Here is a 23,463-nt window from a genome sequence, read left to right as displayed (position 1 = left end):
CTAGTCTCCCGTGGTCTTCGCGTCGGACGGACCGTCCAGCAGGCGCGCACGCAGCTGATCGAACTCGCCGCCCCAGCCCGCTTGATCGGTCCGGGCCAGCCCGCCCATCTCTACTACAGTGCGTCGTTTGTCCAAGGTACCGGCTGCACTCTCGGCCGGGTAGACCCGGACCCAGATCCGCCGCCGCTTCACCAGCAGCGAGACCAGCAGGCCGAGCATCATGATCACCGCGCTCACCAGCACCCACTGCTGCGCCGGATCGTGCGACACCTGCAGGTTCGCGAACTCCTGCGCGCCGTCGAAGGTCACCTTGGTGCCGTTGGGCAGGTTGGTCGACTCGCCGGGACGCAGGTTCACCCTGGCTTCTTTGGTCAACCGGCCCTGCTTGACCTGTTCGGTGTCGAGCGCGAACAGCGACTGCGGCTTGCCGGTGTCCAGGCCGGTGTCGCCGCGATAGATGTCGACCGCGACGGCCGGATCGTTCATCGCGGGGAACGACGAGGTCATCAGGCTGCCGTGGAACAGCGCGGTCGGCGCGAACAGCCCTTCGATGGCGATCTGGTTCTTGCGGCGCTCCTCGTCGGTGGCGTACATGCCGCCCGGCGGGTCGATCCGCAGCACCCCGCTGGACAGGAAGGTCATCGCGTCGTCCGGACGCCACTGGATGGATTCGGTGCGGGTCTGCCCGTTCGGGAAGGTGACGGTGAATTTCGGCGCGTAACCGTGGCCCTGCAGATAGATCCGGTCGCCCGCGACCCGCAGCGGATGGTTCACCTGGATGCGGGTGGACCGCCAGGTGTTGGTCTGCAGATCACCCTCGGCCTGGTACTCGATGTTCGAGGTGAACATCTCCGCCTGGCCGTTGGTCAGGTAGTCGGCCTTGAAGTCCTTGACCCGCACGCAGATCGGCGTCATGCCGGTGCCGTCGTTGACGTTGCCCGCCTTGAACGAGTCGAACACGGCGGGCGAGGTGGTGCAGAAACCGGGACCGTCGTTCGCGATGACGATGACGTTGCCCTCGTAACCGAACAACTTGCCGACCGCGATGGCGACGAGCAGTCCGACCAGCGCGAGGTGGAAGACCAGGTTGCCGAGCTCGCGGGTGTAACCCTTCTCGGCGGACAGCGTGATCTCGCCGTCCTTGGTGCCGGGCCGGACCTCGGTGCGCCAACCGCGCAATCCGGCCCGCACCTGCGCGACCACCTCGTCGGGCGTCTGCTCGGCGGTGCCGGAGTAGTGGTGCGGCAGCCGGGTCAGGTTGCGCGGCGCGCGCACCGGCGGCGTGCGCAGCGCGCGGTAGTGGTCGAAGCAACGCGGCAGAATGCAGCCGACCAGCGAAATGAACAGCAGCACATAGATGGCCGTGAACCAGAAGCTGCCGAACACGTCGAACAACTCGAACCGGTCCATCCACGGGCCGAGCGTCGGCCGGTCGGCGATGTACTGGGCGACCTTCTGCTCGTTCAGGCTGCGCTGCGGCAGCAAGGCACCGGGGATCGGCGGCGAGCGCGAGCAGGAACAGCAGCACCAGCGCGGTGCGCATGCTGGTCAGGCCGCGCCAGGTGTTGCGCACGAACGCCAGCGCGCGCCCGGGCAGCGATTGCCGCGGCGGCAGTTGTCCGGTCGGCGGCTCGCCCGACGCTTGCTCGCTGTTCGTCATCGAATCAATGCGGTTCGTGCTCATATCGGCAGCGTCACCTCGGAGACGAAGGCGTCGCGCACCCAGCCGACGAACTGATCCCAGATCCCGGTGACCAGGGCCGCGCCCACCGCGACCAGCAGCAGCCCGCCGATGACCTGGATAGTGCGCGAATTGCGCCGCAGCCAGCCGACGCCGCGCAGCGCACTGGCCGAACCGAAAGCGAGAATCACGAAGGGCAGCCCGAGACCGAGGCAGTAGGCGACGATCAGCGCCACCCCGCGCACGGCGGTGGTGCCGTCGGTGCCCGCGGCCACCGCCATCACGCCGGACAGCGTGGGCCCCAGGCACGGCGTCCAGCCGAGCGCGAAGACGCCGCCGAGCAGCGGCGCGCCCGCGATGCTGGTGAGCCGGCGCGGTTGCATCCTGGTGTCACGCTGCAGCGCGGGGATCAGGCCGATGAAGACCAGCCCCATCAGGATGGTGACCACACCGCCGATCCGTTGCAGCAGTTCACGATTGACGTTGAGCGTCTGGATGACGCCGAAAACCGTGGCGGTGGCGAGCACGAACACCACGGTGAAGCCCGCGACGAACAGTCCGGCCGCGCCCGCGACCCGCATCCGCCCGCTGCGCGCGGGGTTTTCGACCGCGACCGAACCGCCTTGCGCCCCTTGGGCTTGCGCGACCGTCGCGGGCGGCGCCTCGGCGCCGACCAACCCGGCCAGGTAGGACAGGTACCCGGGCACCAGCGGCACGACGCACGGCGACGCGAACGACACCAGGCCGGCCAGCAGGCAGGCGCCGAGTGCCAGCAGCAACGGCCCGGTCGCCGCGGTCTGCTGGAACGAATCACCCACGGCGGCCAGCACCATCACCGCGCCACCGGGCTAGACGCGTGATTCACCCGTTTTCACCATCCGGTGTCTGCTCGACCGGCTCTTCGTCGCCGCGCACCACGATGCGCGGTTCGCTCGGTCCCTCGGTCGCGCCGAACAGCACGCCGAAGTCGAGCAACGAGTCCGCGGCTACGCTGCGCGGCACGGTGGCGATGCCCTTCCACCGGTCGTCCACGGCCCAGGCGCCGCCGATGCGGCGAGCCCCCTGCCGGGGTCGACAGGCACGCAGGGTACGGGTGCGGCGATCGCGATTCACTGTGCTTCCTCCGAGGCGATTTTTTGAACGATCGGTTGCAGATCGTCGGCCAGCAACGAGCGCAGGAACACCGCGGCGACGCGGTGCTGACGATCCAAGACGAGGGTGGTGGGGATGACGCTGGTCGGGAAGTTCCCGCCGAGCGCGAGCAGCGTACGCATAGACGGGTCGTAGATGGACGGGTAGCCGACCTTGTTGTCGACCACGAAGTCCTGCGCCTTGTCCTGCTGCGGGTCCCGGACATTGATACCGAGGAAGGCAACGCCGCTGTCTTTCGTTGCCTCATAAACCTTTTCGAGCGCGGGGGCCTCGGCGCGACAGGGTCCGCACCACTGCCCCCACAGGTTGAGCACCACGACCTTGCCCGCGAAATCGGCGACCGAGACGGTCTTGCCCGCGGTCATCAGGTCGGGCCCGGACAGCGGGCCGATGGTGCCGCGCGCGCTGGGCGGATCGTAGAAGATCTCGGTCTTGCCGCCCGGCGAGACGAATTCGAAGGTACCGCCCGAGGCCACCGCGTCCGTACCGCCGGCGCAACCCGCGACCCCGGCGAGCAAGGCCAGGCACGCGAGGAGAGCCGGAACCACCCGTCGGGCCGAACGGGCAGGCGGGGTGGCGAACGCGGCGGCGGAGATCATGCGCCGTGTACCGCGGGATCCGAACCGCCGGCGGGCTCGGAGTAGACGATATCGACGAGCGTGTCGCCCTGGTAGACCAGCGACGTCAGCGAGGCGAGCGAACACTGCCGCACCCGCGGGTCGTGCCAGAGCCGCTGGCCCTGCAGGAAGCGGCGCAGCGTCCAGACCGGTAGCTGATGCGAGACGAGCACGGCTTCGCGCCCGGCCGCCTCCACCCGCGCCTTGTTCACCGCGGCCAGCATGCGGTGCGCGATCTGCAGGTACGGCTCGCCCCAGGACGGGGTGAACGGGTCGCGCAGCTTCCACCAGTGCCGCGGCTTGCGCAGCGCGCCGTCACCGACCGAGACCCGCAGGCCCTCGAACGTGTTGCCCGCCTCGATCAGGTTCTCGTCCGTGCGCACGATCAGCTGGTGTTGCGCGGCAATGGGTTCCGCGGTCTCCTGCGCGCGCTGCAGCGGCGACGCGATGACCACCGCGATGTCGTGGTCGGCCAGCGTGCGCGCGACGGCGCCGGCCTGCGAGCGGCCCGCCACCGAGAGGCTGAACCCGGGCAGGCGGCCGTAGAGGATCCCGTTCGGGTTGTGCACCTCGCCGTGGCGCAGCACGTGCACGATCGTCTCCACCGGCTCGGCGCCGTGCTGAAAGGTGGCCGCCAGCGGCTTCTTGGTCTCGGCGCTCGAAGCCGCACTGTCCTTTTCGCCGAGCCGAGGAGTCGGCTCCGGGCCGCCGGGCGCGGCGGCGGCGAACTGCGCGCCCGCGTCGATGACCGTCGCATCGGCGGCGTCGGAATCGGCGACCGGGGCGGTACCCAGCCCGGCGATGGAGCCGGCGTCGGCGTCGGAGTCCGCGGTGTCCGACCCGGCCACGGCGGACGCGGCAGCGGTCACCGGCGCCGCGCCGAGCCCGGCCAGGTCCACCTCGGGGTCGCCGCTCGCGGCGTCGGCGGCTGGCGTCTCGGCCGGGCCTGCGGCTTCGGTGGGCTGCTCTAGCTCGCGCTGGTCGGCGTCGGGCTGATCGTGATCGGGGCTCACGCGCGGGATCCTTCGGGAGTGGCGGCCGCGGCCGCGTGTGCGGCGGCGGGCAGGGCTGCGGCGATACGGTCGAACGCGTCCTCGTCGAGCGCCGCGGAGACGAACCAGGTCTCGAACGCGCTCGGCGGCGCGTACACGCCACCGTCCAGCAGGGCGTGGAAGAACGCGGGGTAGCGCCAGGTCTGGCTCGCCTTGGCGGCGGCGTAGTCGGTGACCGGGCGTTCGGTGAAGAACACGCTCACCATATTGCCCGCGAACTGCACCCGGTGCTCGACCCCGGCCGCGCCGAGCGCCTCGCCGAAGAGCGCGCCGAGCCGTTGGGCGTTGCGGTCCAGCGCCGCGTACACCGCGTCGTCGGCCGCGCGCAGCGTGGCGAGCCCGGCGGCGACCGCGACCGGATTCCCGGACAGCGTGCCCGCCTGATAAACCGGGCCGAGCGGGGCCAGGTGATTCATGATCTCGGCGCGGCCGCCGAACGCGGCGGCGGGCAGTCCGCCGCTCATCACCTTGCCGAAGGTGTAGAGATCGGCGACGACGCCCTCGTGTCCGAACCATCCCGCCTTGCTCACCCGGAAGCCGGTCATCACCTCGTCCATGATGAGCAGCGCGCCGTGCTCGGCGGTGAGCCGGCGCAGGCCCGCGTTGAAACCGGGCTGCGGCGCGACGGTGCCCATGTTGCCCGCGGCGGCCTCGGTGATCACGCAGGCGATCGAGCCGGGATGCGCGGCGAAGGCGGCGGCGACGGCCTCGAGATCGTTGTACGGCAGCACGAGGGTGTCGGCCGCCTGGGCGCCGGTGACCCCGGGCGAGGTCGGTAGCCCGAGGGTCGCGACGCCGGACCCCGCGTCGGCGAGCAACGCGTCGACATGCCCGTGGTAGCAACCGGAGAACTTGATGATCTTGGCGCGCCCGGTGTAGCCGCGCGCCAGGCGCACCGCGCTCATCGTCGCCTCGGTGCCGGAGTTCACCAGGCGAACCCGATCCACCGGCTGCACCCGCGCGGCGATGGCCTCGGCCAGCTCGATCTCCGCCTCGGTGGGCGCGCCGAACGACAGGCCGCCGACCGCTGCGCGCCGCACCGCGTCGACCACCTCGGGATGCGCGTGGCCGAGAATCATCGGGCCCCAGGAACACACCAGGTCGACGTACTCGTTGCCGTCGGCGTCGACCAGGGTGTAACCGTTGGCGGACGCGATGAATCGCGGTGTGCCGCCGACCGAGTTGAAGGCGCGCACCGGGGAATTGACCCCACCCGGAATCACCGAACAAGCCCGGTCGAAGAGCTGAGCGGAAACCGGCACCGATGCGCTGGTCACGCGCGGAGAAGAACTCACGACCTCCAGTGTCGCAGCCCCTTCGAACCGGGGCGACGACAGGGTGGAGTGGTCGTGACGCACACCGCAACACGCCGAGACACCATTTACGCCGTATTCGGTGGCCAGCAGATTGCCGGCCCGTAATCTCGGGCGTCAACAATCATCGGCCGAGAGGGTTTTCATGCGGTTTGCCATGTTCAGTGCTGCGGTGTCCACGGCGCTCGTGGGCGCGGGGATCGTGCTCGGCGCGGGTTCCGCGCAGGCGGCCGAGCCGGTCGCGCAGCCCGATCGGCTGGGGCTGCAACTGAGTCATGCGGAAACCCAGGCCGTCGCGGGCGGCCCGATCCCGGCACTGGTCAGCATGGTGGTGCCGCTCAACCGGATCGGTGTCGGCCTCAAGCCCGACACCGGGATCTACAAGGACGAGAACGGTGGCGTGCACGCGTCGCTGCGGCAGGCGATCATGGAGGCGGCCGATCGTCCCGACGGGACGATCACCCTGTTCCTGAACGCGCCCGGCACCCGCAACGGCCGCGTGCTCGACATCTACCAGAACTGGGGCTAGCGCCGGCTAGCCGGACCGGCTCAGGCGTACATGCACGGCGCCTGCGGCACGATCGTGTGCAGGAAGCACATGAACGAGTTGTACGGGCCCGCGGAACCGGAGTCCGGCACGAGCACCGGTGCGTCGACCGCGCCCGCGGTCACCGCCGCGGGCTCCAGCGGCAGGCCGGTGTTCGCACCCGCGGGCGCGGCGCCGATCCCGATCGCGGTGGCAAACGCCAGTGCGGCACAGACTTTCACAGCAAGCCGGTTCATCAAACCCTGTCCTCTTGATTGGCACGTCCGAATGACAGCCGAAATCCTAACGGCCGCAGCGGTATTGTGGCCCACCGCGGACAGCGCCGGATATCGGTTGCCGCGACTCTAGTGCCTGGCCTCGCGCCAGGTGATCCCGAGGCTGACGCTAGGTGATCCCGAGGCAGAACAGGGCCGAACCGGTGGTCGCGAGGCAGGCCAGCGGCGCGGGCAACGCGTGCAGCAGTGGCGCGGGCGGGGATTGGACGAGGGCGGGCGGCGGCGCAGCGGCGGAAACCTCGGCGGGCGCCGCCGCGGCCGTGACCACGGTTGCCGTACCGATCAGACCGGCGGCCGCGACGCCGAAGAGCGTGCGCTTGACGGGGACTGTGGGTTTCATGCGTCGGTTGTTCCCGCGAATCGGGAACCGAAACGGCCGGCGCGGCCGAGTTCAGCGCGCGCGGCGCTGCCGCACCGTCCGGGTGACCGCGTCGATGACGAGCAGACCCGCGACGGCGCCGAGCACCGCGGCGAGCAACAGCCACGGCCCCACGTAGCGCGTCGCGATGAATTCCGGCGCCGGGTCCAGGGCCGCGAACGTGGTGGTCCGAATGCCGTTGCGCCAGCTGCCCACCCCGGCGACGAGCGCGAGCACGGCCAAGCCGAGCTCCCCGGCGACCACCGCGATCCAACCCTTCATCGGTCCGCTCCGTTCTCGCTGGGCTCGTCCTCATTGCCTGGTGCGTCGGGCTCGGGATCCGGCGCGGCGGCATCGTCGGCGGGCCGGCCGGCGGGCGAGCCGGGGGCCGTATCGGCCGGCTGGCCGAGGGCAGTGTCGGCCGGCCGGCCGGGGGCTGTATCGGCCGGCCGGGCAGGGTCAGTGTCGGCGGGCTGGCCGAGGGCCGTGCCGAGCGCGGCCCGCAGCGCCCGGTGATCCTTCGCCCATGCTTGCACGTATCCGCCGTCGGCCAGGCGCAGGCCGATGCCGGTGCGCCGCCGCGGTACTCCGCTCAGCTCGCCGAGCGCCCGCGCGGATTCCCAGTCCTCGTCGTCCCACGCGTCTTCGTCGCGTTCGGGCAGCACCGCGGCGACGGCGCTGAGCGGCAACGTTTCGGTGCCCTGCCGCAGCGTGCTGTCGGTGAGTTCGACACTGACGTGGCGGCGCCCCGCGATCACTTGCAGCACAACGAAACCCGCGATCAGCGAGCCACAGAAGAGCAGCGCGAACCAGTGCACGGCGCTACCGGTCGCCAGCTCCAGAATCAGGATTATCAGACACAGAATCGGCCCGTAGGCGGTGGTCCGCCAGCGCGCGCCCGGCTCGGCGAACAGCACCTTCGCGTCGTCGTGTGTGATGGTCATGCGACGTCCACCAGGGCGCGCCGAATCGACCGGATACCGCGAATGGGCAAGGGAGAAGACGGAATCAGCGAGTGAGGCCGGGCAGCAGCAGCACGGCGACGGTGACCACTCCGAACAGGACCAGCAGGCTCAACACGGCCAGCTCGCGCCGAATGCTCTGCGGCTGTTGGATCACCACTCGCATTGATGCCTCCGATTCCCCGGAGCCATCTGCAACGCACAACAACGCTTGACAGCCAACTACCGGTTCCCATGTCCACTGTGACAACCCTCACGATACATGCCGACCCGGCCCCGGCAAATTCGGGTACCGGTCGTTCACCGTCGGCTCACCTGGAAATACGCGGTGGCTTCCGGCCGGTGGGCCAGGTAAACGGCGCCACCCGCGAGCACCGCCTGCACGATCGCGGCACCGCCGGCGATCAGCGAGGCGGCCCCCGTCACCGAGTTGAACGCGAACAGCGCGCCGACCCCGACCACGATGAGCCAGACCCCCGCGATGGTCAGCAGCGTGCGTGCCCAGAGCTTGCCCCGGGCGAACTGGTGCACGATCAGCAGCGCCACCCCGGCCACCGCCAGCCCGATCACCACCACGACCACGTAGACCAGCGCCACCATCAACTCGGCGCTGGCCATGGTGATCTGCGGGTCCTTCTCCTTGGCCTGATCGAGGATCTGCTTGGCGAAGCTGTGCCGCTGCGCAAGCGCGGCCAGCACCGACGCGATCAGCTGGACGACACCGAATCCGACCACGCCCCACCACAATTGCCGGGCGGTACCCACATCCGTCGGCATCGGCGGCGGCGCGGGCGGGTACGGCGCGCCGATCGGTCTCGGCAGGTTGTTCACGACAACCAGTGTGCGGCCTCGGTCGCCCAGTAGGTGAGCACGATGTCCGCCCCGGCCCGGCGGATGCCCATGAGCGACTCGAGCACGGCGCCGCGGCGATCGATCCAGCCCCGCTCGGCGGCGGCGGTGATCATCGCGTACTCGCCGGAGATCTGATAGGCGGCGACCGGCACCGGCGAGTGGTCGGCGACGTCGCGCAGGATGTCCAGATACGACATGGCCGGCTTCACCATCACGAGGTCCGCGCCCTCGGCGAGGTCGAGGTCCAGTTCCCGGATCGCTTCGCGCCGGTTCGCCGGGTCCTGCTGATAGGTGCGCCGGTCGCCTTCCAGCGACGAGGCGACGGCCTCGCGGAACGGGCCGTAGAACGCCGAGGCGTACTTGGCGGCGTAGGCCAGGATGCCGGTATCGGTGCGGCCCACGGCGTCCAGGCCGCGGCGGATCGCGCCGACCTGGCCGTCCATCATGCCGCTGGTACCGAGCAGGTCGGCACCGGCAGCGGCCTGGGCCAGCGCCATCTCGACGTAACGATGCAGCGTGGCGTCGTTGTCCACGGATCCGTCGGCGGCGACCACGCCGCAGTGCCCGTGGTCGGTGAACTCGTCGAGACAGGTGTCGGCCATCAGCACGGTGGCCGAGCCGACCTCGTCGGACAGCGCCCGCAGACCACGGTTGAGAATGCCGTCCGGATCACTGGCCTGGCTGCCGGTGGCGTCCTTGTCCTCCGGACGCGGGATGCCGAACAGCATGAGTCCGCCGACGCCCGCGGTCACCGCCTCGACGGCGGCCTTGCGCAGCGAGTCCATCGAATGCTGTACGACCCCCGGCATGGAACTGATTTCCCGCGGTTCCTCCAGGCCGTCGGCCACGAACATCGGCAACACCAATTGCCGTGGCTCCAGTGTGGTTTCGGCCACGAGTCGACGCAGGGCGGGGGTACGGCGCAACCGCCGTGGGCGGTCCATTCCGGTCATATCCGCACCATACGCCCGGCGCCGGACGGTGTCGCGAGCGCCCGGCGCGCACCCGCCCGCCCGGCCGCCCCGGAGCTGCCGGTTTCCCGCGAGCACCCGGTGAACTGGAACCCGGCTGGTCTTCGGCTGCCACGGTGCTCGAAATCACACCGCCGCCGCGGATCGATGGCGCATACTCCGACAGGAGGGCGAGACCCCCTGGGGGACTTCATGACCGAATCGCACACCGAAATCTCGCTGGCCCGAGCCGCCGACTTCGAATCGTGGGTGGCGGTACTGCTCGCGGACTGGTGGCCGGTGCTCACCGGCGGACTGGCGCCACCCCGGACGACGCTGCGCGCGTGGCGGGCCGTGGACGGCAGCAGGCAGATCTTCCGGGTGGAGCTGATCGCCCGGCAGTCGGCCGAAGCCGATCTCATGACGGTGGCCCGCGCCGCGTTCGTCGAGCTGGGCATGCGGCCGGACGAACGCGAATGGGCGCAGAGTCAGGGCAGGCATCTGGTCGGGCACACCGAGGACGCCACCGCGCAGCTGCGCTTCTCCGATACCGCGCACACCATCTTCCTGCGCCTGCAGAGCAGGCCGTGTCACGTCTCGGTGGCGGGCGGGCGGCAGCTCAGCGCCCTGCCCGACGCGAACCTGCCGTTCCCGAACACCGCGACCGGTCCGCTCGACATCCGGGTCGCGCGCAACAGCGCCCGGCACCTGCTCGCCCAGCACAGCGCGCGCTTCGCCACACCCGCCGACCCGTTCCAGCTGGCGCCGCAGGGACACGTCTCGGATGTGGGCTGGGCGTTCGTTTTTCCCTGGTCCACCACGTCCTGGTACACCGACGGTTCGGCACCGGTGCTCGCGCCCGGCGTCAAAGGGCCGATAGTGGTAGTGAAAGACACTGGAGACACCTGGCTGCTGGACAGCCTCAGCAGTTACGACTCCCAACTCGCCGGCTATGCCGAAGCCAACGGCTACCGGCACGGCACCTCCGATTCGGCCTGAAAGGTCCGCGATGACTCCCGACGCAGGCCCGCAGGAGCAGCCCCCGCCGGGAGCACGGCGACTGCCCGACGGGCGGCTGCTGATTCCGTGGCAGGGCAAGCAGCCGGACGGGACCATCGCGCACGGGATGGTCGAGATCGGTCCCGACGACGACCGGTTCGCCGCATGGAGCGAATCCATCGCGCGGCGCGAACGCGGCGAACTCCCCGACGACGCGTATCCCGTGGATACCGGGGCGCTCCCGCTGTTCCTCGATCCGCGGCCGGACCCGGTGCCTACGGCCCGGGAACGCAGACTGGACGCGTTGCGGGCGATCGCCGGACGCGGCGATATCGGCGCGATGGAACAGCTCGCGCAGCTGCTGCGCGAGGCGAGCGATCTCGCGGGCGCCGAGCAGTGGTTCCGGCGCGCCGCCGAGCGCGGCAGCGGGACCGCGATGGCCGACCTCGGGTTGCTGTGCGGTACGCACGGCCGGATCGCAGAGGCGGTGCACTGGCTGGAGGCCGCGGTCGCGGCGGGTTGCGTGGGCGCGGACGTGCAGCTCGGGCTGGTACATCTGGAACGCGGCCAGATCGACGAGGCCGAGCGGTGGCTGCGCCCCGCGGCCGAGGACGGATCGCCGGAGGCCCTGTGCAATATGGGCGTCGTCGCGAATCGGCGCGGCGACGCCGAGTCCGCCGAGCAGTGGTACGAACGCGCGGCGGCGGCCGGGCATCCCACCGCCATGCGCACCCTCGGGTTGTATCTCGCGCGGCGAGGCGAAGTCGAACGCGCCGTCGCCTTGCTCACGGAGGCCATCCGCCGCGGTCGTGCCGACGCGATGGCCATCCTCGGCTGGCTGTATCTCGAGCAGGGCGATACCGCGGGCGGCGAGTACTGGCTGCGCCGCGGCGCCGACGCGGACGACCCGGATTCGATGTTCCGCCTTGCCCTTTACCTGCGCGAGCAGGAATCGGCCCCCTTCCCGGGCGACCTGTCCGAACCGGGCGTACTGCGCGCCGCCGCACTGATCGCGACCGGCCGCACCCCCGCCCAGCAGGAAGCCCGGCGCTGGCTGGAACGCGCCGCCGCCCTCGGCCACCCCCAATCCCTGCAACTCCTGCACGACCTCTGACCCCCGCTGCCGCACGACCGTTGTGCCCCGCGCGGCGCGCATCGGCCCGGGCGCGGTAAGTGTGCTGGGCAGGGCCCAAAAACGTTGCGGCCAGGGGTTTTTGTCGGTGGGGGGCGGTATAATCGAAACAGTGTTCGAGGGGGCTCGCCGAGCCTCCGATCGCATCGGGAGGGAAGCCTGTGCCCGCGACGAAGACCGTTCTGATCGATAGTCCTTACACACCGCTGGAGAAGAAGAGACTGCCCGCGGGGCGCCCGCGGTCCTGGTATGTCCGGCACAACCGGAAGCTCAAGGCGATGCGACTGACCATCGCGCTGCTCGATTCCGGGGTGTACAACGCGAGCGAAGCCAACAACAAGCGCATCCGCTACACCGCGGACGTGATCGGCATCCGCCCGCCGTCGGACACCACCTGCACCATGGTGCGCACGCTGATCCGCAAGCGGCACTGAGGTTTTCGCCCACCCCGCAGACCCGCGGCACGCGACCGTGCCGCGGGGATGCAACCCTGCCAGGACAGCAACGGCGTCAGGAAGCGGTGCCGTCAGTCAACCGTGGCGTCAGTCAACCTGTTCCGGCGGTCGAACCGTGCCAGCGGACAAGCCGTGCCGGCGGTAACGCTGTGTCGTCCGAAAACAGCACCGCCCGAACCGGATTCGGTTCGGGCGGTGTGACGATCCAGCGGACCGGGTCAGCGGCTGCGGCGGCTCTTCTTGCGCGGCGGCGGCAGCAGACCCTCGGCGCGCAACCGGGCGGCGTGCTCGGCGAGCGCCTCGACCAGCGGACCGACCTGCGCGACCTCGGGTTGCACGTCGACGCGCAAGCCGAACTCGATGGCGGTCTCGGCGGTCTTCGGGCCGATACACGCGACGATGGTGCGCGCGTGCGGTTTGCCCGCGATGCCGACCAGGTTGCGGACCGTGGAGGACGAGGTGAACAGGACCGCGTCGAAACCGCCGGTCTTGATCATCTCGCGGGTCTCCGCGGGCGGCGGCGAGGCGCGCACCGTCCGGTAGGCAGTCACGTCGTCGATTTCCCAGCCGCGGTCGCGCAGCCCCTCGGCCAGCGTCTCGGTCGCGATATCGGCGCGCGGCAACAGGACCCGGTTCACCGGATCGAAAACGTCGTCGTAGGGCGGGAAGTCGGCGAGCAGACCCTCGGAGGACTGTTCCCCGCTGGGCACCAATTCCGGATTGATACCGAACGAGCGCACCTTGTCCGCGGTGGCCTCACCGACGCAGGCGATCTTCACGCCGGAGAAAGCCCGTGCGTCCAAACCGAATTCGGCGAACTTCTCCCACACCGCGCGCACCGCGTTGGTGGAGGTGAACACCACCCACTGGTAGCGGCCGTCGACCAGACCCTTGACCGCCCGCTCCATCTGGGCGGGGCTGCGCGGCGGCTCGACCGCGATGGTCGGCACCTCCATCGGGATGGCGCCGTGGGTGACGAGCCGCTCGCTCATCTCCCCCGCCTGGTCCTTGGTGCGCGGCACCAGCACGGTCCAGCCGTACAGGGCGCGCGACTCCCACCAGGACATCTTCGACCGGGACGCGACCACCTTGCCGATGGTCACCACCAGCGGGCCGACCAGTTCGGAGGCCGCGCTGTTCAGCGTGGCCAGGGTCGCCTCGATGGTGCGCTGCTGGCGCGTGGTGCCGCGCACGGTCACCGCGACCGGGGTCTGCGGCGCCATGCCGTGTTCCACCAGGGCACTGGCGGTTTCGGCCAGGTGGCCCGAGGTCGCGTGCAGCACCAGCGGTCCCGGCGCGGCGGCGAGCGCGGCCCAGTCCACTTCGCCGCGCACATCGGCCTCGGTGTGCCCGGAGCCGAGCGCGATGCCGGCGTAGCTGGGCACGGCCGAGCCGTTGGGCAGCCCGGGCAGCACCTCGAACACCATGTGCGAGCGGGTCACCGCGTTCACCTCGGCGATCACCGAATCGGTGGTGAGCGGATCGCCGGCGACCACCCGCACCACGTCGAAACCGTTGCGGGCCTCCGCGATCAGCGTCTTGGCCACCTCGGCGGGTTCACCGAGCGCGGGCCGCACGTCGACCGGACGTTCGCCGTCGGGGCCGGGCTCGACCGCGGTCCCGATCAGGGCCAGCACGCCCTTGTCCACATCGGGGTCGGTGAACGCCAGGGTGGCGCGCCCGATCACCTCGCGGGCACGCACCGTCAGCAACGCCGGGTCACCGGGACCCGACCCGACGAAAAGGATCCGACCGGGGTGCTTCTTAGTTGCTCGCGCGCTCATTGGCTGTTCTCCATTGGGCTGGGTTGGGTGAAGTCTGTGGCGGGCGCACTCACCGCCGCGGTGGATGAACCGGCATCCGGTTCGGGCACACTGAGCAGCTCACGCGCGCCCAGTTCCAGTAGTTCGCGGGCCAGCGCGCGGCCGAGCTGCTCCGCGTTCTCCGGCGCGCCGACCACCGACGCTCTGAGCACGTCGGAACCGTCGATAGCAGCGGCGCAGCCGCGCAGCGAGAGCTCGTCGAAGATGCGCCCGTCGTCGTCGATCGACTCGACCACCTCGGCCAGCGCGCCGACCGGCGCGGAGCATCCGGCCTCCAGCTCGGCGAGCAACGCCCGCTCGGCGGTGATCGCCGCCCGGGTGGCGGCATCGTCGAAGGCCGCCAGCGCCTCGATGAGTTCGCCCGCGTCGCTGCGGCATTCGATCGCCAGCGCACCCTGGCCGGGGGCGGGCAGCATCTGCACCGGCTCCAGCGCCTCGGTGACCGCGTCGAGCCTGCCGATCCGGGCGAGCCCGGCCTTGGCGACCACGACCGCGTCCAGGTGCCCCTCGCTGACCTTGCGCAGCCGGGTGTCCAGGTTGCCGCGTAGCGCGACGATGTCCAGGCCGAGACCGAGCGCCCGCAGCTGCGATGCGCGCCGCGGCGCGGACGTGCCGACCTTGGCCCCCGGCGGCAGCTCACCGAGCACGAGACCGTCGCGCGCCACCAGCGCGTCGCGCGGGTCCTCGCGCGCCGGGATGGCGGCGATGGTGAACCGCTCGTCCTGGGCGGTCGGCAGATCCTTGTACGAGTGCACCGCGATGTCGATGGTGCCCGCGACGAGTTCGTCGCGCAGCGCCGAGGTGAAGACGCCGATCCCGATCTGCTGCACCGGCTCGGCGGACAGATCGCCCGCGGTCTTGATCACCACCAGCTCGGCCGGATGACCCGCGGCGACCAGCGCATCGCGGATCGTGCCCGCCTGGGTCAGCGCGAGCAGGCTGCCGCGAGTGCCGATCCGCCACGGCGAGCGCATGTTTGCTGCCGTCACGGTGTCCTCTTCCTGCACGAGTGTCATGGGCGCACCTCGTCGGTGCCCGGGGGCCGCGGGCTCATGCCGTCTGCCCCTGTTCGTCGGCGCGGTGACTCGCGGTGAAGTCGTCCGCCAGCGCGATATCGGCGTCGGCGCGCAGCAGGCCGGCGTGCTCGCCGATCGCGGTGATCTCCATCGGCGCGGCAACCGCTTGCGCCGCACCCGGTTTCAGCTCGAACAGCTCGCGCAACGCCTCGGCGTAGCTGTCGCCGCCCGGAGTCGAGGCGAGCTGCTTGACCCGTACCGTCGGAGCGTGCAGCAGCTTGTCCACCACGCGGCGCACGGTGCGGGCGACCTCGTCGCGCTCCGGGTCGGCCAGGCTGGGCAGCCGCGAATCCAGCCGCAGCAGTTCGGCTTCCACCACCTCGGCGGCGCGCTGGCGCAGCGCGGCGACGGTCGGGGTGACCTCGGCCATCCGCTGGCCGGTCAGGTACTTGGCGAGTTCGTCGGCGACGATCGAGCGCGCCGCGGCGGTGTCGTCGGCGGCCGCGCCCGCGGCCGGATCGCGTTGCAGCGTCTCGATATCGATCACCGTGACGCCGGGCAGCCCGGCCACCGCGTGCTCGACATCGCGGGGCAGACCCAGGTCGCAGAACACCAAAGGCCGTTCCGCCGTGGCGAATTCGCCCGCGCGCTCCCGATCGGCCAGGGCCCGGTGGGTGTCGGCCAGCGTCACCACGTTGCCGACCGCACCGGTGCAGGTGACGACCACGTCGGCCACCGCCATCGCCTCGGTGAGCCGGGACAGCTCGCGCGCCTCGGCCTCGACGCCGTGCGTGCCCGCGGTCTCGGCGAGCCGCTTCGCCCGCGCCATGGTGCGGTTCACCACGATGATCCGGCCGATGCCGGCCCGCGAGAGATGCGCCACCGCGAGGCCGCCCATCGCACCGGCGCCGACGACCACCGCGGTACGCCCGGCCAGCGGGCCGAGCACCTGCTGCGCGCGATCGAGCGCCACCGACACCACCGACGCACCGGCCCGGTCGATTCCGGTCTCCGAGTGCACCCGCTTGCCCACCCGCAGCGCGTGCTGAGCCAGCTCGTGCAGGGTCCGCCCGACCGCCTGCTGGGCGTCGGCGGAGGCGTAGGCGCCGCGGATCTGGCTGAGCACCTGCTGCTCACCGATCACCATCGAATCCAGCCCGCTGGCCACCGCGAACAGATGCTCGGCGGCGGCCTCGCTGTAGCGGACGTACGCGTGCTTGGTCAGATCGGGCAGCGGCAGTCCGGAATGCTTGGTGAGCAGATCGCCGACCTCGGCGAGACCACCGTGGAAGGCGTCGACGACCGCGTAGACCTCCACGCGGTTGCAGGTGGAGACGATCATCGCCTCGGACACGTGACTGGAAGCCAGCAGGCGGTCGATCAGCTTGGGTCGATCGGTCTCGGTGATCGCCACCTTCTCCAGCACCGAAACGGGCGCGCTCCGGTGCGAAATACCGACCAACAAGATACTCATGCCTGCGCCTCGCTGCCGCTCGGCTTCGGCATGCGCAGGGCACGCTGTATCACGATTCGCTCGCTTCGCTCGCTCATGGAGTAACCACCGATCCCTTGCTCTTTGGCTCCGTTGCCGTATGCGAGGTCGCCGTGTGCGCGGCTGCCGAATGCTTGAGTGCCGGGTGAGCGGCCGAGGTGTGGGTGGGCGAGCGGTGCGCGATCCGGCCGGAGACGGCCCGCGCCACCTCGGGTTCGGCGACGGCCGGGACGGCCGCGCTGTCGGCGTTGCGCACCCGTTCGAACGAGAGCATCTGCAATTCGACCGCCAGATCGACCCGGCGCACCTCGACCGAGGCGGGCGCGAGCAACTCGCAGGGCGCGAAGCTCAGAATGGACTCCAGCCCGGCCGCGACCAGTCGGTCACAGGCGTCCTGGGCGGCGTCGTCGGGCACGGTGATGACCGCGATGGTCGGTTCCAGCGCGGCGACCGCGCCGGCCAGCTCGGCGACATCGCGCACCACCAGCCCGGCCACCGGCATACCGATCACCTCGATGTCGTTGTCGAAGATGCCGACCACGGTGAAGCCGCGCCGCTGGAACCCGCCGTAGCCGACCAGGGCCCGGCCGAGATTCCCGGCGCCGACGAGCACCACGCGGTGTCCCTGCGACAGGCCGAGCACATCCTCGATCCTGGCCCGTAGCTTGGCTACGTCATAGCCGACACCCCGTACCCCGTTGGGCCCGAGGAAGGAAAGGTCCTTGCGCAGCTTGGCGGAATTGACACCCGCCGCGACAGCCAGTTCCTCACTCGATACGATGGCAACACCCTCGTCGGCCAATGTGGCAAGGACTCGGAGATAGGTCGCCAGCCGCGCCACGGTCGCTTGCGGGATGCCTCGCTGCAGAGCCCTGCCGGAGACGCCGCCGGGCGCCTCATGCTGCTCTGTCACGTCGTCGGCTCCTCGTTCCGGCCCGATCGGGTTCCGGTTCGTCGCTGGACCTCTGGCCCGGGACGGTCCGGTGCCATGGTCGAAGTGTCGCAATGCTGGGTGTCTGTACGCGGTGGGCCCGCAGCCTCGGCGAGCGGGTCCGCGTGCCACCACCGTAACCGCTTGTGCAGCCCTTCACAAAGTCGGTGAAATTGGCCTCATTTTCGGCCGCGACCAGCGCTGCGGCCGAAAAGGACCGCCATCGCTATTACTCAGCGGCTCAGGTCGGCACGCAATCGGCCCTCGTCGACGTCGAAATAGCTGTGCTCACGACCGTCGAGCAGCACCACCGGCAACCGGTCGCCGAACTCCGCGCGCAGGCCGGGATCGGTGGCCACCGCCTCGTCCACGTCGACGGTCGCGGGCTCGATCCCGAAATCGGCGCAGATCACGCGCAGCTGGTCCAGCGCGGTGACGCACAGGCCACAGCCGGATCTGGTCAACAGGGTCACCGAATGTGTGGGATTGGTCATGGCGGATATTAAATCCCCTCGCCACACCCGAATCGGTCTGCCAGGTCCTGCGCTGACTGTCGCCTCCCCCGGTTACTGTGGACGTGGTTCGCGCGACGGGCGGAGGTACTGGTGCCGGAACGATCGAGGGTGGCAAGGGCCGGATTCATCGCGGGACGATTCGGCGAGTTTCCGGCGCGCTGGAACCTGGGCGAGATCGGCCAGGGTCTGCAGGATCAACTGGCCCGCATTCCGCGCAGTCCGTTCGGTCCGAGCGAGGAGGAGCTGCGCGCCAACCTGGCCGGTGAGGCGAGCGCCGATGCCGCGCTCTCGCTGCACGACGCGGAATTGGCGGCGGCGGAGCCGGATCCGACCAGCCCCGAGGTGCCGCGCGACCTGACCGCGGCGGCGTTCTTCGACGTGGACAACACGATGGTGCAGGGCGCGTCCATCGTGCACTTCGCCCGCGGCCTGGCCGCGCGCAAGTACTTCAAGACCTCCGACCTGGTCGACGTGGCGTGGAAGCAGGTCAAGTTCCGGGTCACCGGGCGGGAGAACAGCTCCGACATGGCCAGCGGCAAGGAGAAGGCGCTGGCGTTCATCGCCGGGCGCCCCACCGCCGAGCTGGCCGAGCTCGGCGAGGAGATCTACGACGAGATCATCGCCGACAAGATCTGGCCGGGCACAAGAGCTCTCGCGCAGATGCACCTGGACGCCGGCCAGCAGGTGTGGCTGGTCACCGCCACACCGGTCGAGCTGGCGCAGGTGATCGCCAAGCGCCTCGGGCTGACCGGCGCGCTGGGCACGGTGGCCGAGAGCGTGGACGGCAAGTTCACCGGCCGCCTGGTCGGCGACATCCTGCACGGACTCGGCAAGGCGCACGCGGTACGCACGCTGGCGATCCGGGAAGGGTTGAACCTCAAGCGCTGTAGCGCCTACTCCGACAGCCACAACGACGTGCCGATGCTCTCGCTGGTCGGCACCGCGGTCGCGATCAACCCGGACTCCGACTTACGCGAGGTCGCGAAGAACCGGGGCTGGGAGATCCGCGATTTCCGCACCGGCCGCAAGGCCGCGAAGATCGGTGTGCCAACGGCTTTGGCGCTCGGCGCGGCCGGTGGCGCGGTGGCCGCGGCGGTCACCCGCAAACGCGATCACTGAGCCGGCACCCGTCGGTCCGGCGAACGCCGGAAACCAGTGCGGCCGAGGGGTTTACCGACTGGTGCCCGGCGTTCGCCGGGACGACGGGTGGCGCGACGCACCCGGCGCCCGTCGCTACCCGGTGAACGGGTTGCGGCGCTTGGTGAGCAGTTTGTACAGCGTCGACTGGATGGTCTCGCGCACCTGGTCGGTGACCTCGAACATGGTCATCGGGTCGTCGGCCGCCTCCGGCTCGTAGCCGGTGGTCGGGATGGGTGTGCCGAATTCGATGTACCACTTCGACGGCAGCGGTAGCGCGCCGAGCGGGCCGAGGTGCGGAAACAGCGGCGTCACCGGGAAATACGGCAAACCGAGCAACCGGGCCAGCGGCTTGATGTCGGCCAGCTTCGGGTAGATCTCCTCGGAGCCGACGATGGAGCACGGGATGATCGGCACGCCGGTGCGTACCGCCGCGGCCACGAAACCGCCGCGGCCGAACCGCTGCAGCTTGTAGCGGTCGGCGTATTGCTTGCCGACGCCTTTGAAACCTTCGGGGAAGACACCGGTCAATTCGCCTGCGCGGAGCAGCCTTTCGGCGTCTTCCCGGCAGGCCAGCGTGTGCCCGGCCTTCCTGGCCAGCGAGCCCAGCACCGGCGTCTCGAAGATCAGGTCGGCGGCCAGCAGCCGCAGCGCCCGCTGCTTCGGATGCCGATCGTGGATCGCCAGCTGCAGCATCAGCCCGTCCAGCGGCACGGTGCCGGCGTGGTTGGCCACGATCAGCGCGCCACCCACCTCCGGAATGTTGGCCATGCCGCTCACCTCGGCCCGGAACCACAGCTCCGACATCGGCCGCAGCGCGGGCAGCAACACCGACTCGAGCAGGTGCTCGTCGAAACCGAACTCGTCCACCTGGTAGTCGCCGGTGAGCCGGCGCCGGGCGAACTCCGCGGTCTTGCCGATCTGCTTGCCGATCGCACCCCGCACCAGGTCCGAGAGCGATTGCGGGGCAGGCGGTTCGGCGGCGGCGAGCCGCTCGGTCAGCGACGTCACCTGGCCGGGCGCCTCGCCCTGCGGGTGTTCGGGCCAGCGCCGGGCGGGCGGGCGCGGCCGCGCCTCGACCTGTATGTCGTGGAGTTGGATGACTTTCGCTACGTCGTTCATTGCTGTGCTCCCGTACCGGCCCCGAGCAGGCCGAGCAGTCTGGATTCTGCGGCATCGATCCACTTGGGGTCGATGACGGGCCGCGACGCTGCGCCCCCGATGAAGTCGTCGAAGGCCTGCACCGTGGTCCAGCGCGGCACGAAACCGAGTTCGGCCCGCATCCGGGTGGTGTCCAGGCCACAACCGAAATGGAAATAGTCGAGCTGCTCGCCGGAGAATTCGCGCATCACCGGCCCCATCAGAATCCGCCCCGCGCTGCGGAAGAGCGCGAACGGAACCGGCAATTCGATCCGCCCGGCCCGCCGCACCGCCTGCGACAGCGCCAGCGCGCCGTCACCGGCCACGTTGACGGTGCCGCCGCGCCCGGCGAGCGCGGCGTGCGCCAGCGCGGCGACCGCGTCCTCCTCGTGCACCAGTTGCATCCTGGCGTCGCGGCCGAACACGGTCGGCGTGAGCGGGGACCGCAGATACTGCGCACCGCGCCCGGCCAGGCGCGGCCCGACGATCGGTGCGAAACGCAGAATTGTCGTCGCGATATCGGGCCGGCGCCGGGCCAATCCGCGCACATACCCTTCGATTTCGATCATGTCGCGGGCGAAGCCACCGCTCGGCGGCGTGCGCGCGCTCATTTCCTCCGCGAATTTCGCGGGGTCCTTCGCGCTGCAGCCGTACACCGCGGACGAGGAACGCACCACCACCCGGCGCACCGTCGGCGCCTTCTGGCACACCGCGAGCAGCTGCATGGCGCCGAGCACGTTGAGGTCCTTCATCACCGCACGCGACGCGCCGGCGGGCGGCTTGGCCAGCACCGCGGTGTGCACCACGGTATCCACGGCGCTGCCGTCGACCACCTTGCGGATCAAGGGATTTCGGATATCCGCGCGGACGAACTCGGCGCGGCCCATGCGGCGCTGCAATTCCCGGCTGGGGGTCATGGTGTCGACGGCGAGAATGCGTTCGATACCGGGATCCTGCGCGAGACGAGCGACCACATTGCCGCCGAAAAAGCGGCTCGCACCGGTTACCAACACCACCTTCGGTGTGTGTCCGTCCCGAACTTCAGAACCAGCCGGCACCGCATCCCACCTTGACAAGCCCCCACTTCATTTTGCCCCGTTCCTAGGGTAGCCGCTGCGTCTGTGCGTTCCGATGGGATTTACCAGGTTCTAACGATGACTTCAATCACCGAAATACCGAAAGGCCCGCCACCTCTTCGGTGACGGGCCTTGCAGTTGACGCGCAGCGTTTACTTGCCGAGTTTGCGCCGCTGCACACGTGTGCGGCGAAGCAGCTTGCGGTGCTTCTTCTTCGACATGCGCTTGCGGCGCTTCTTGATCACAGAACCCATAGGGTTGTTCCTCGCGTTCTCTCTACTCGGCGCGCACGCTACTCACGTGCGCCAACTGACCGGTCGCTCGGCAAGCCTCACGCCCAGTGCCCGCGCCGCCGGATACCTCGGGGCACCCAGAAGCGGTGCCACCGGCGGGCGAACACGAACCGAGGATCTATCGTACCGGCACGTCCGACGACCTTCGAAACCGCCTGATCGCTCGCCGCCGGAACGCGTCCGGCGACCGCCTGCGTCGGGGTGACCGCAGCCGTCTCAGCCCGCGTCGAAGTAGGACGTTTCCAGATAGTCGTGTACCGCCTTGGCGTGCACCCGGAACGACCGACCCACCCGCACTGCGGGCAGCTCACCGGAATGCACCAGCCGGTACACCGTCATCTTGGACACTCGCATCAGGCTCGCCACCTCGGCGACCGTGAGAAATTGAGTGCCGCCGAGCATGGGTTGACCCTGCGCACCCGGACCACTCGGTGCCCGGGAACCGCCCCGGCTGCCCGAGGGACCGGAGCCACTCGAACTCCCTGAGCTACTTGCAGACATCTTGTTCGAAGACATCATTGCACCATTGACCTCCGGCACGTCCGCGCCGCCGGCTTCCCCACCGGCGGAACAGACACGCACGTGCTCCTTGAAGCTTAGCGGGACCAGTGGTGTTACTGCGACGGGAGTGAGAAATAAGCTTTTCCGATCGGAATCCGACCGGTCATCCCGCGGATGTGCGATGTTCGCCTCGCCGCCGTCCAGGCCCGATTTGCCCCGTCGGTCCGGATCCGGTGGGAGCAAACTCACGGCGAGTCCGGCCCTTCGTCGTGTCGCGCGCCGAGGGCGGGCCGGCTCACGCTCCGGCGCCGACTCCGGTCCCGACGCCGACCGGACCGTCGCTCACGCCGCCTTGCTCGGCCGAGCGCTGCTTGGCGGCGTGCAACGCCTCCAGGAACGCCGAACGGACGCCGCCACGCTCCAGCTCACGGACCGCGGCCGCGGTGGTGCCCGCCGGGGAGGTGACCGCGGCCCGCAACTCGGCCGCACTCTGCTCGGACTCCTGCAGCAGCGCCGCCGAACCGATCATGGTCTGCACCACCAGTTCGGTGGCCACCTCACGGGTCAGGCCGAGGCCGACGCCGGCGTCCACCATGGCCTCGACGATCAGGAAGAAATAGGCGGGGCCCGACCCGGAGACCGCGGTGACCGCGTCCATCTGGGCTTCCGCGACCGTCACCACCTTGCCGACCGCGCCCAGCACGTCGGTCACCAGTTCCAGCTGCTGGGCCCGGGCGTACCGGCCCGGCGCGATCACGCTCATGCCCTGACCGACCAGCATCGGCGTATTCGGCATCACCCGGACCACCGGGAAGCCGGCGGGCAGCTTCGCCTCCAGACGCGCGGTCGGCACACCGGCCGCCAGCGACACCAGAATCTGGTCCCGATCGTTGCCCACACTGGCGTTGTCGCTGAGCGCGGCCTTGCCGAGCGCGGTCATCACGGCGTCCACGTCGGCGGGTTTCACCGCGACGACCAACAGGTCCGCGCCGACCGCGGCGTCGGCGACGGAATCGGTCACCCGCACCGAGAACTGCTCGGCGATCTGCGCGGCCCGCTCGGTCACCGGCTCGACGACAACCAGGTCCTTCGCCAACCGTCCGGACTCGAGTAAGCCCGCGATCAGCGCCTCCCCGATGCGTCCGCCACCGATAACCGCAATTCTCGTCATGGGAGTCAAGGCTATGCGAGGGC

The 23,463-nt window shown here is 70.1% G+C and carries 26 protein-coding genes and 1 pseudogene; 5 read left to right on the top strand and 22 right to left on the bottom strand.

Translation table 11 applies throughout. From position 1 onward, the window contains the following. The 6 genes and pseudogenes from resB to hemL all read right to left on the bottom strand — a co-directional run bounded on the left by resB (nucleotide 1) and on the right by hemL (nucleotide 5,797). Nucleotides 1–1,660: pseudogene (gene resB, locus TY25_RS39640) on the bottom strand (cytochrome c biogenesis protein ResB). A 20-nt stretch (nucleotides 1,661–1,680) separates the two neighbouring features. Continuing rightward, nucleotides 1,681–2,514, bottom strand: coding sequence for a cytochrome c biogenesis CcdA family protein (locus TY25_RS39635; RefSeq protein WP_029899428.1), 834 nt, complete (start codon nucleotides 2,512–2,514; stop codon nucleotides 1,681–1,683). A gap of 28 nt (nucleotides 2,515–2,542) precedes the next feature. Further along, nucleotides 2,543–2,794 (bottom strand): hypothetical protein, encoded by a 252-nt coding sequence (locus tag TY25_RS39630; protein WP_042265394.1) that lies wholly within the window; start codon nucleotides 2,792–2,794, stop codon nucleotides 2,543–2,545. Next, on the bottom strand, nucleotides 2,791–3,432 hold the full coding sequence (locus TY25_RS39625) for a TlpA disulfide reductase family protein (RefSeq protein WP_172595721.1): 642 nt from the start codon (nucleotides 3,430–3,432) through the stop codon (nucleotides 2,791–2,793). Before TY25_RS39625 ends, TY25_RS39630 begins: the two co-directional genes overlap by 4 nt. Continuing rightward, on the bottom strand, nucleotides 3,429–4,088 hold the full coding sequence (locus tag TY25_RS39620) for a histidine phosphatase family protein (RefSeq protein WP_042265545.1): 660 nt from the start codon (nucleotides 4,086–4,088) through the stop codon (nucleotides 3,429–3,431). Before TY25_RS39620 ends, TY25_RS39625 begins: the two co-directional genes overlap by 4 nt. A 371-nt stretch (nucleotides 4,089–4,459) precedes the next feature. After that, on the bottom strand, nucleotides 4,460–5,797 hold the full coding sequence (gene hemL / locus TY25_RS39615; RefSeq protein ID WP_042265393.1) for a glutamate-1-semialdehyde 2,1-aminomutase: 1,338 nt from the start codon (nucleotides 5,795–5,797) through the stop codon (nucleotides 4,460–4,462). A gap of 190 nt (nucleotides 5,798–5,987) precedes the next feature. Between hemL and TY25_RS39610 the strand changes: the two genes are divergently transcribed. Further along, entirely contained in the window at nucleotides 5,988–6,344 is a 357-nt protein-coding gene (locus TY25_RS39610; RefSeq protein WP_226887151.1) for a hypothetical protein, read from the top strand. 20 nt (nucleotides 6,345–6,364) lie between these two features. On the opposite strand, the gene TY25_RS39605 is transcribed toward TY25_RS39610, so the two are convergent. The 6 genes from TY25_RS39605 to hemB all read right to left on the bottom strand — a co-directional run bounded on the left by TY25_RS39605 (nucleotide 6,365) and on the right by hemB (nucleotide 9,762). Further along, nucleotides 6,365–6,598, bottom strand: coding sequence for a hypothetical protein (locus TY25_RS39605; protein WP_014988553.1), 234 nt, complete (start codon nucleotides 6,596–6,598; stop codon nucleotides 6,365–6,367). A 148-nt stretch (nucleotides 6,599–6,746) separates the two neighbouring features. Then, nucleotides 6,747–6,977 (bottom strand): hypothetical protein, encoded by a 231-nt coding sequence (locus tag TY25_RS39600; protein ID WP_042265390.1) that lies wholly within the window; start codon nucleotides 6,975–6,977, stop codon nucleotides 6,747–6,749. 51 nt (nucleotides 6,978–7,028) lie between these two features. Next, nucleotides 7,029–7,277, bottom strand: coding sequence for a hypothetical protein (locus tag TY25_RS39595; RefSeq protein WP_052383499.1), 249 nt, complete (start codon nucleotides 7,275–7,277; stop codon nucleotides 7,029–7,031). After that, nucleotides 7,274–7,939 (bottom strand): transport-regulating membrane protein Mce1N, encoded by a 666-nt coding sequence (gene mce1N / locus TY25_RS39590; protein WP_042265389.1) that lies wholly within the window; start codon nucleotides 7,937–7,939, stop codon nucleotides 7,274–7,276. Before mce1N ends, TY25_RS39595 begins: the two co-directional genes overlap by 4 nt. A gap of 318 nt (nucleotides 7,940–8,257) precedes the next feature. After that, nucleotides 8,258–8,788: a hypothetical protein gene (locus tag TY25_RS39585; RefSeq protein ID WP_042265387.1), complete on the bottom strand. Its 531-nt coding sequence runs from the start codon at nucleotides 8,786–8,788 to the stop codon at nucleotides 8,258–8,260. Beyond that, nucleotides 8,785–9,762: a porphobilinogen synthase gene (gene hemB / locus TY25_RS39580; RefSeq protein ID WP_041563152.1), complete on the bottom strand. Its 978-nt coding sequence runs from the start codon at nucleotides 9,760–9,762 to the stop codon at nucleotides 8,785–8,787. The genes TY25_RS39585 and hemB overlap by 4 nt, the downstream gene beginning before the upstream one ends. A gap of 210 nt (nucleotides 9,763–9,972) precedes the next feature. Here hemB and TY25_RS39575 point away from each other — a divergent pair, with 210 nt between their 5' ends. From TY25_RS39575 to TY25_RS39565, 3 genes are all read left to right on the top strand, one after another. Then, nucleotides 9,973–10,758, top strand: coding sequence for a hypothetical protein (locus tag TY25_RS39575; protein ID WP_042265386.1), 786 nt, complete (start codon nucleotides 9,973–9,975; stop codon nucleotides 10,756–10,758). Nucleotides 10,759–10,768: 10 nt separating this feature from the next. Further along, on the top strand, nucleotides 10,769–11,872 hold the full coding sequence (locus tag TY25_RS41125; protein WP_052383498.1) for a tetratricopeptide repeat protein: 1,104 nt from the start codon (nucleotides 10,769–10,771) through the stop codon (nucleotides 11,870–11,872). A gap of 179 nt (nucleotides 11,873–12,051) precedes the next feature. After that, on the top strand, nucleotides 12,052–12,324 hold the full coding sequence (locus tag TY25_RS39565; RefSeq protein WP_014988561.1) for a hypothetical protein: 273 nt from the start codon (nucleotides 12,052–12,054) through the stop codon (nucleotides 12,322–12,324). A 239-nt stretch (nucleotides 12,325–12,563) separates the two neighbouring features. Here the strand turns inward: TY25_RS39565 and TY25_RS39560 are convergent, their stop codons facing one another. The 5 genes from TY25_RS39560 to TY25_RS39540 all read right to left on the bottom strand — a co-directional run bounded on the left by TY25_RS39560 (nucleotide 12,564) and on the right by TY25_RS39540 (nucleotide 18,101). Further along, entirely contained in the window at nucleotides 12,564–14,129 is a 1,566-nt protein-coding gene (locus TY25_RS39560) for a bifunctional uroporphyrinogen-III C-methyltransferase/uroporphyrinogen-III synthase (protein WP_014988562.1), read from the bottom strand. Further along, complete coding sequence (gene hemC, locus TY25_RS39555; protein WP_042265383.1) at nucleotides 14,126–15,184, bottom strand: hydroxymethylbilane synthase; 1,059 nt, start codon at nucleotides 15,182–15,184, stop codon at nucleotides 14,126–14,128. Before hemC ends, TY25_RS39560 begins: the two co-directional genes overlap by 4 nt. A 34-nt stretch (nucleotides 15,185–15,218) precedes the next feature. Beyond that, a complete protein-coding gene (locus tag TY25_RS39550; protein WP_042265380.1) occupies nucleotides 15,219–16,658 on the bottom strand; it encodes a glutamyl-tRNA reductase in 1,440 nt (479 codons plus the stop codon). 73 nt (nucleotides 16,659–16,731) lie between these two features. Beyond that, complete coding sequence (locus TY25_RS39545) at nucleotides 16,732–17,589, bottom strand: redox-sensing transcriptional repressor Rex (protein ID WP_042265378.1); 858 nt, start codon at nucleotides 17,587–17,589, stop codon at nucleotides 16,732–16,734. Nucleotides 17,590–17,840: 251 nt separating this feature from the next. After that, a complete protein-coding gene (locus TY25_RS39540) occupies nucleotides 17,841–18,101 on the bottom strand; it encodes a glutaredoxin family protein (protein ID WP_029899445.1) in 261 nt (86 codons plus the stop codon). A 186-nt stretch (nucleotides 18,102–18,287) separates the two neighbouring features. On the opposite strand from TY25_RS39540, the gene TY25_RS39535 reads away from it, so the two are divergent. Beyond that, complete coding sequence (locus tag TY25_RS39535) at nucleotides 18,288–19,241, top strand: HAD family hydrolase (RefSeq protein ID WP_042265541.1); 954 nt, start codon at nucleotides 18,288–18,290, stop codon at nucleotides 19,239–19,241. Between the two features lie 114 nt (nucleotides 19,242–19,355). On the opposite strand, the gene TY25_RS39530 is transcribed toward TY25_RS39535, so the two are convergent. The 5 genes from TY25_RS39530 to proC all read right to left on the bottom strand — a co-directional run bounded on the left by TY25_RS39530 (nucleotide 19,356) and on the right by proC (nucleotide 23,440). Continuing rightward, nucleotides 19,356–20,381 (bottom strand): lysophospholipid acyltransferase family protein, encoded by a 1,026-nt coding sequence (locus TY25_RS39530; RefSeq protein WP_042265376.1) that lies wholly within the window; start codon nucleotides 20,379–20,381, stop codon nucleotides 19,356–19,358. Next, complete coding sequence (locus TY25_RS39525) at nucleotides 20,378–21,457, bottom strand: NAD-dependent epimerase/dehydratase family protein (RefSeq protein ID WP_052383497.1); 1,080 nt, start codon at nucleotides 21,455–21,457, stop codon at nucleotides 20,378–20,380. Before TY25_RS39525 ends, TY25_RS39530 begins: the two co-directional genes overlap by 4 nt. Before the next feature lie 170 nt (nucleotides 21,458–21,627). Further along, on the bottom strand, nucleotides 21,628–21,729 hold the full coding sequence (locus TY25_RS42285) for a 30S ribosomal protein bS22 (protein ID WP_003402602.1): 102 nt from the start codon (nucleotides 21,727–21,729) through the stop codon (nucleotides 21,628–21,630). Between the two features lie 255 nt (nucleotides 21,730–21,984). Continuing rightward, entirely contained in the window at nucleotides 21,985–22,269 is a 285-nt protein-coding gene (locus tag TY25_RS39520; RefSeq protein ID WP_226887150.1) for a helix-turn-helix domain-containing protein, read from the bottom strand. Nucleotides 22,270–22,564: 295 nt separating this feature from the next. After that, nucleotides 22,565–23,440 (bottom strand): pyrroline-5-carboxylate reductase, encoded by an 876-nt coding sequence (gene proC, locus TY25_RS39515; protein WP_042265374.1) that lies wholly within the window; start codon nucleotides 23,438–23,440, stop codon nucleotides 22,565–22,567. Between the last annotated feature and the right edge of the window lie 23 nt (nucleotides 23,441–23,463).

The sequence above is a fragment of the Nocardia brasiliensis NBRC 14402 genome, from assembly GCF_000308475.2.
Lineage (GTDB): Bacteria > Actinomycetota > Actinomycetes > Mycobacteriales > Mycobacteriaceae > Nocardia > Nocardia brasiliensis.
Note: the sequence above shows the minus strand (reverse complement) of the source record. Positions and strands in the feature narration are given on the sequence as shown.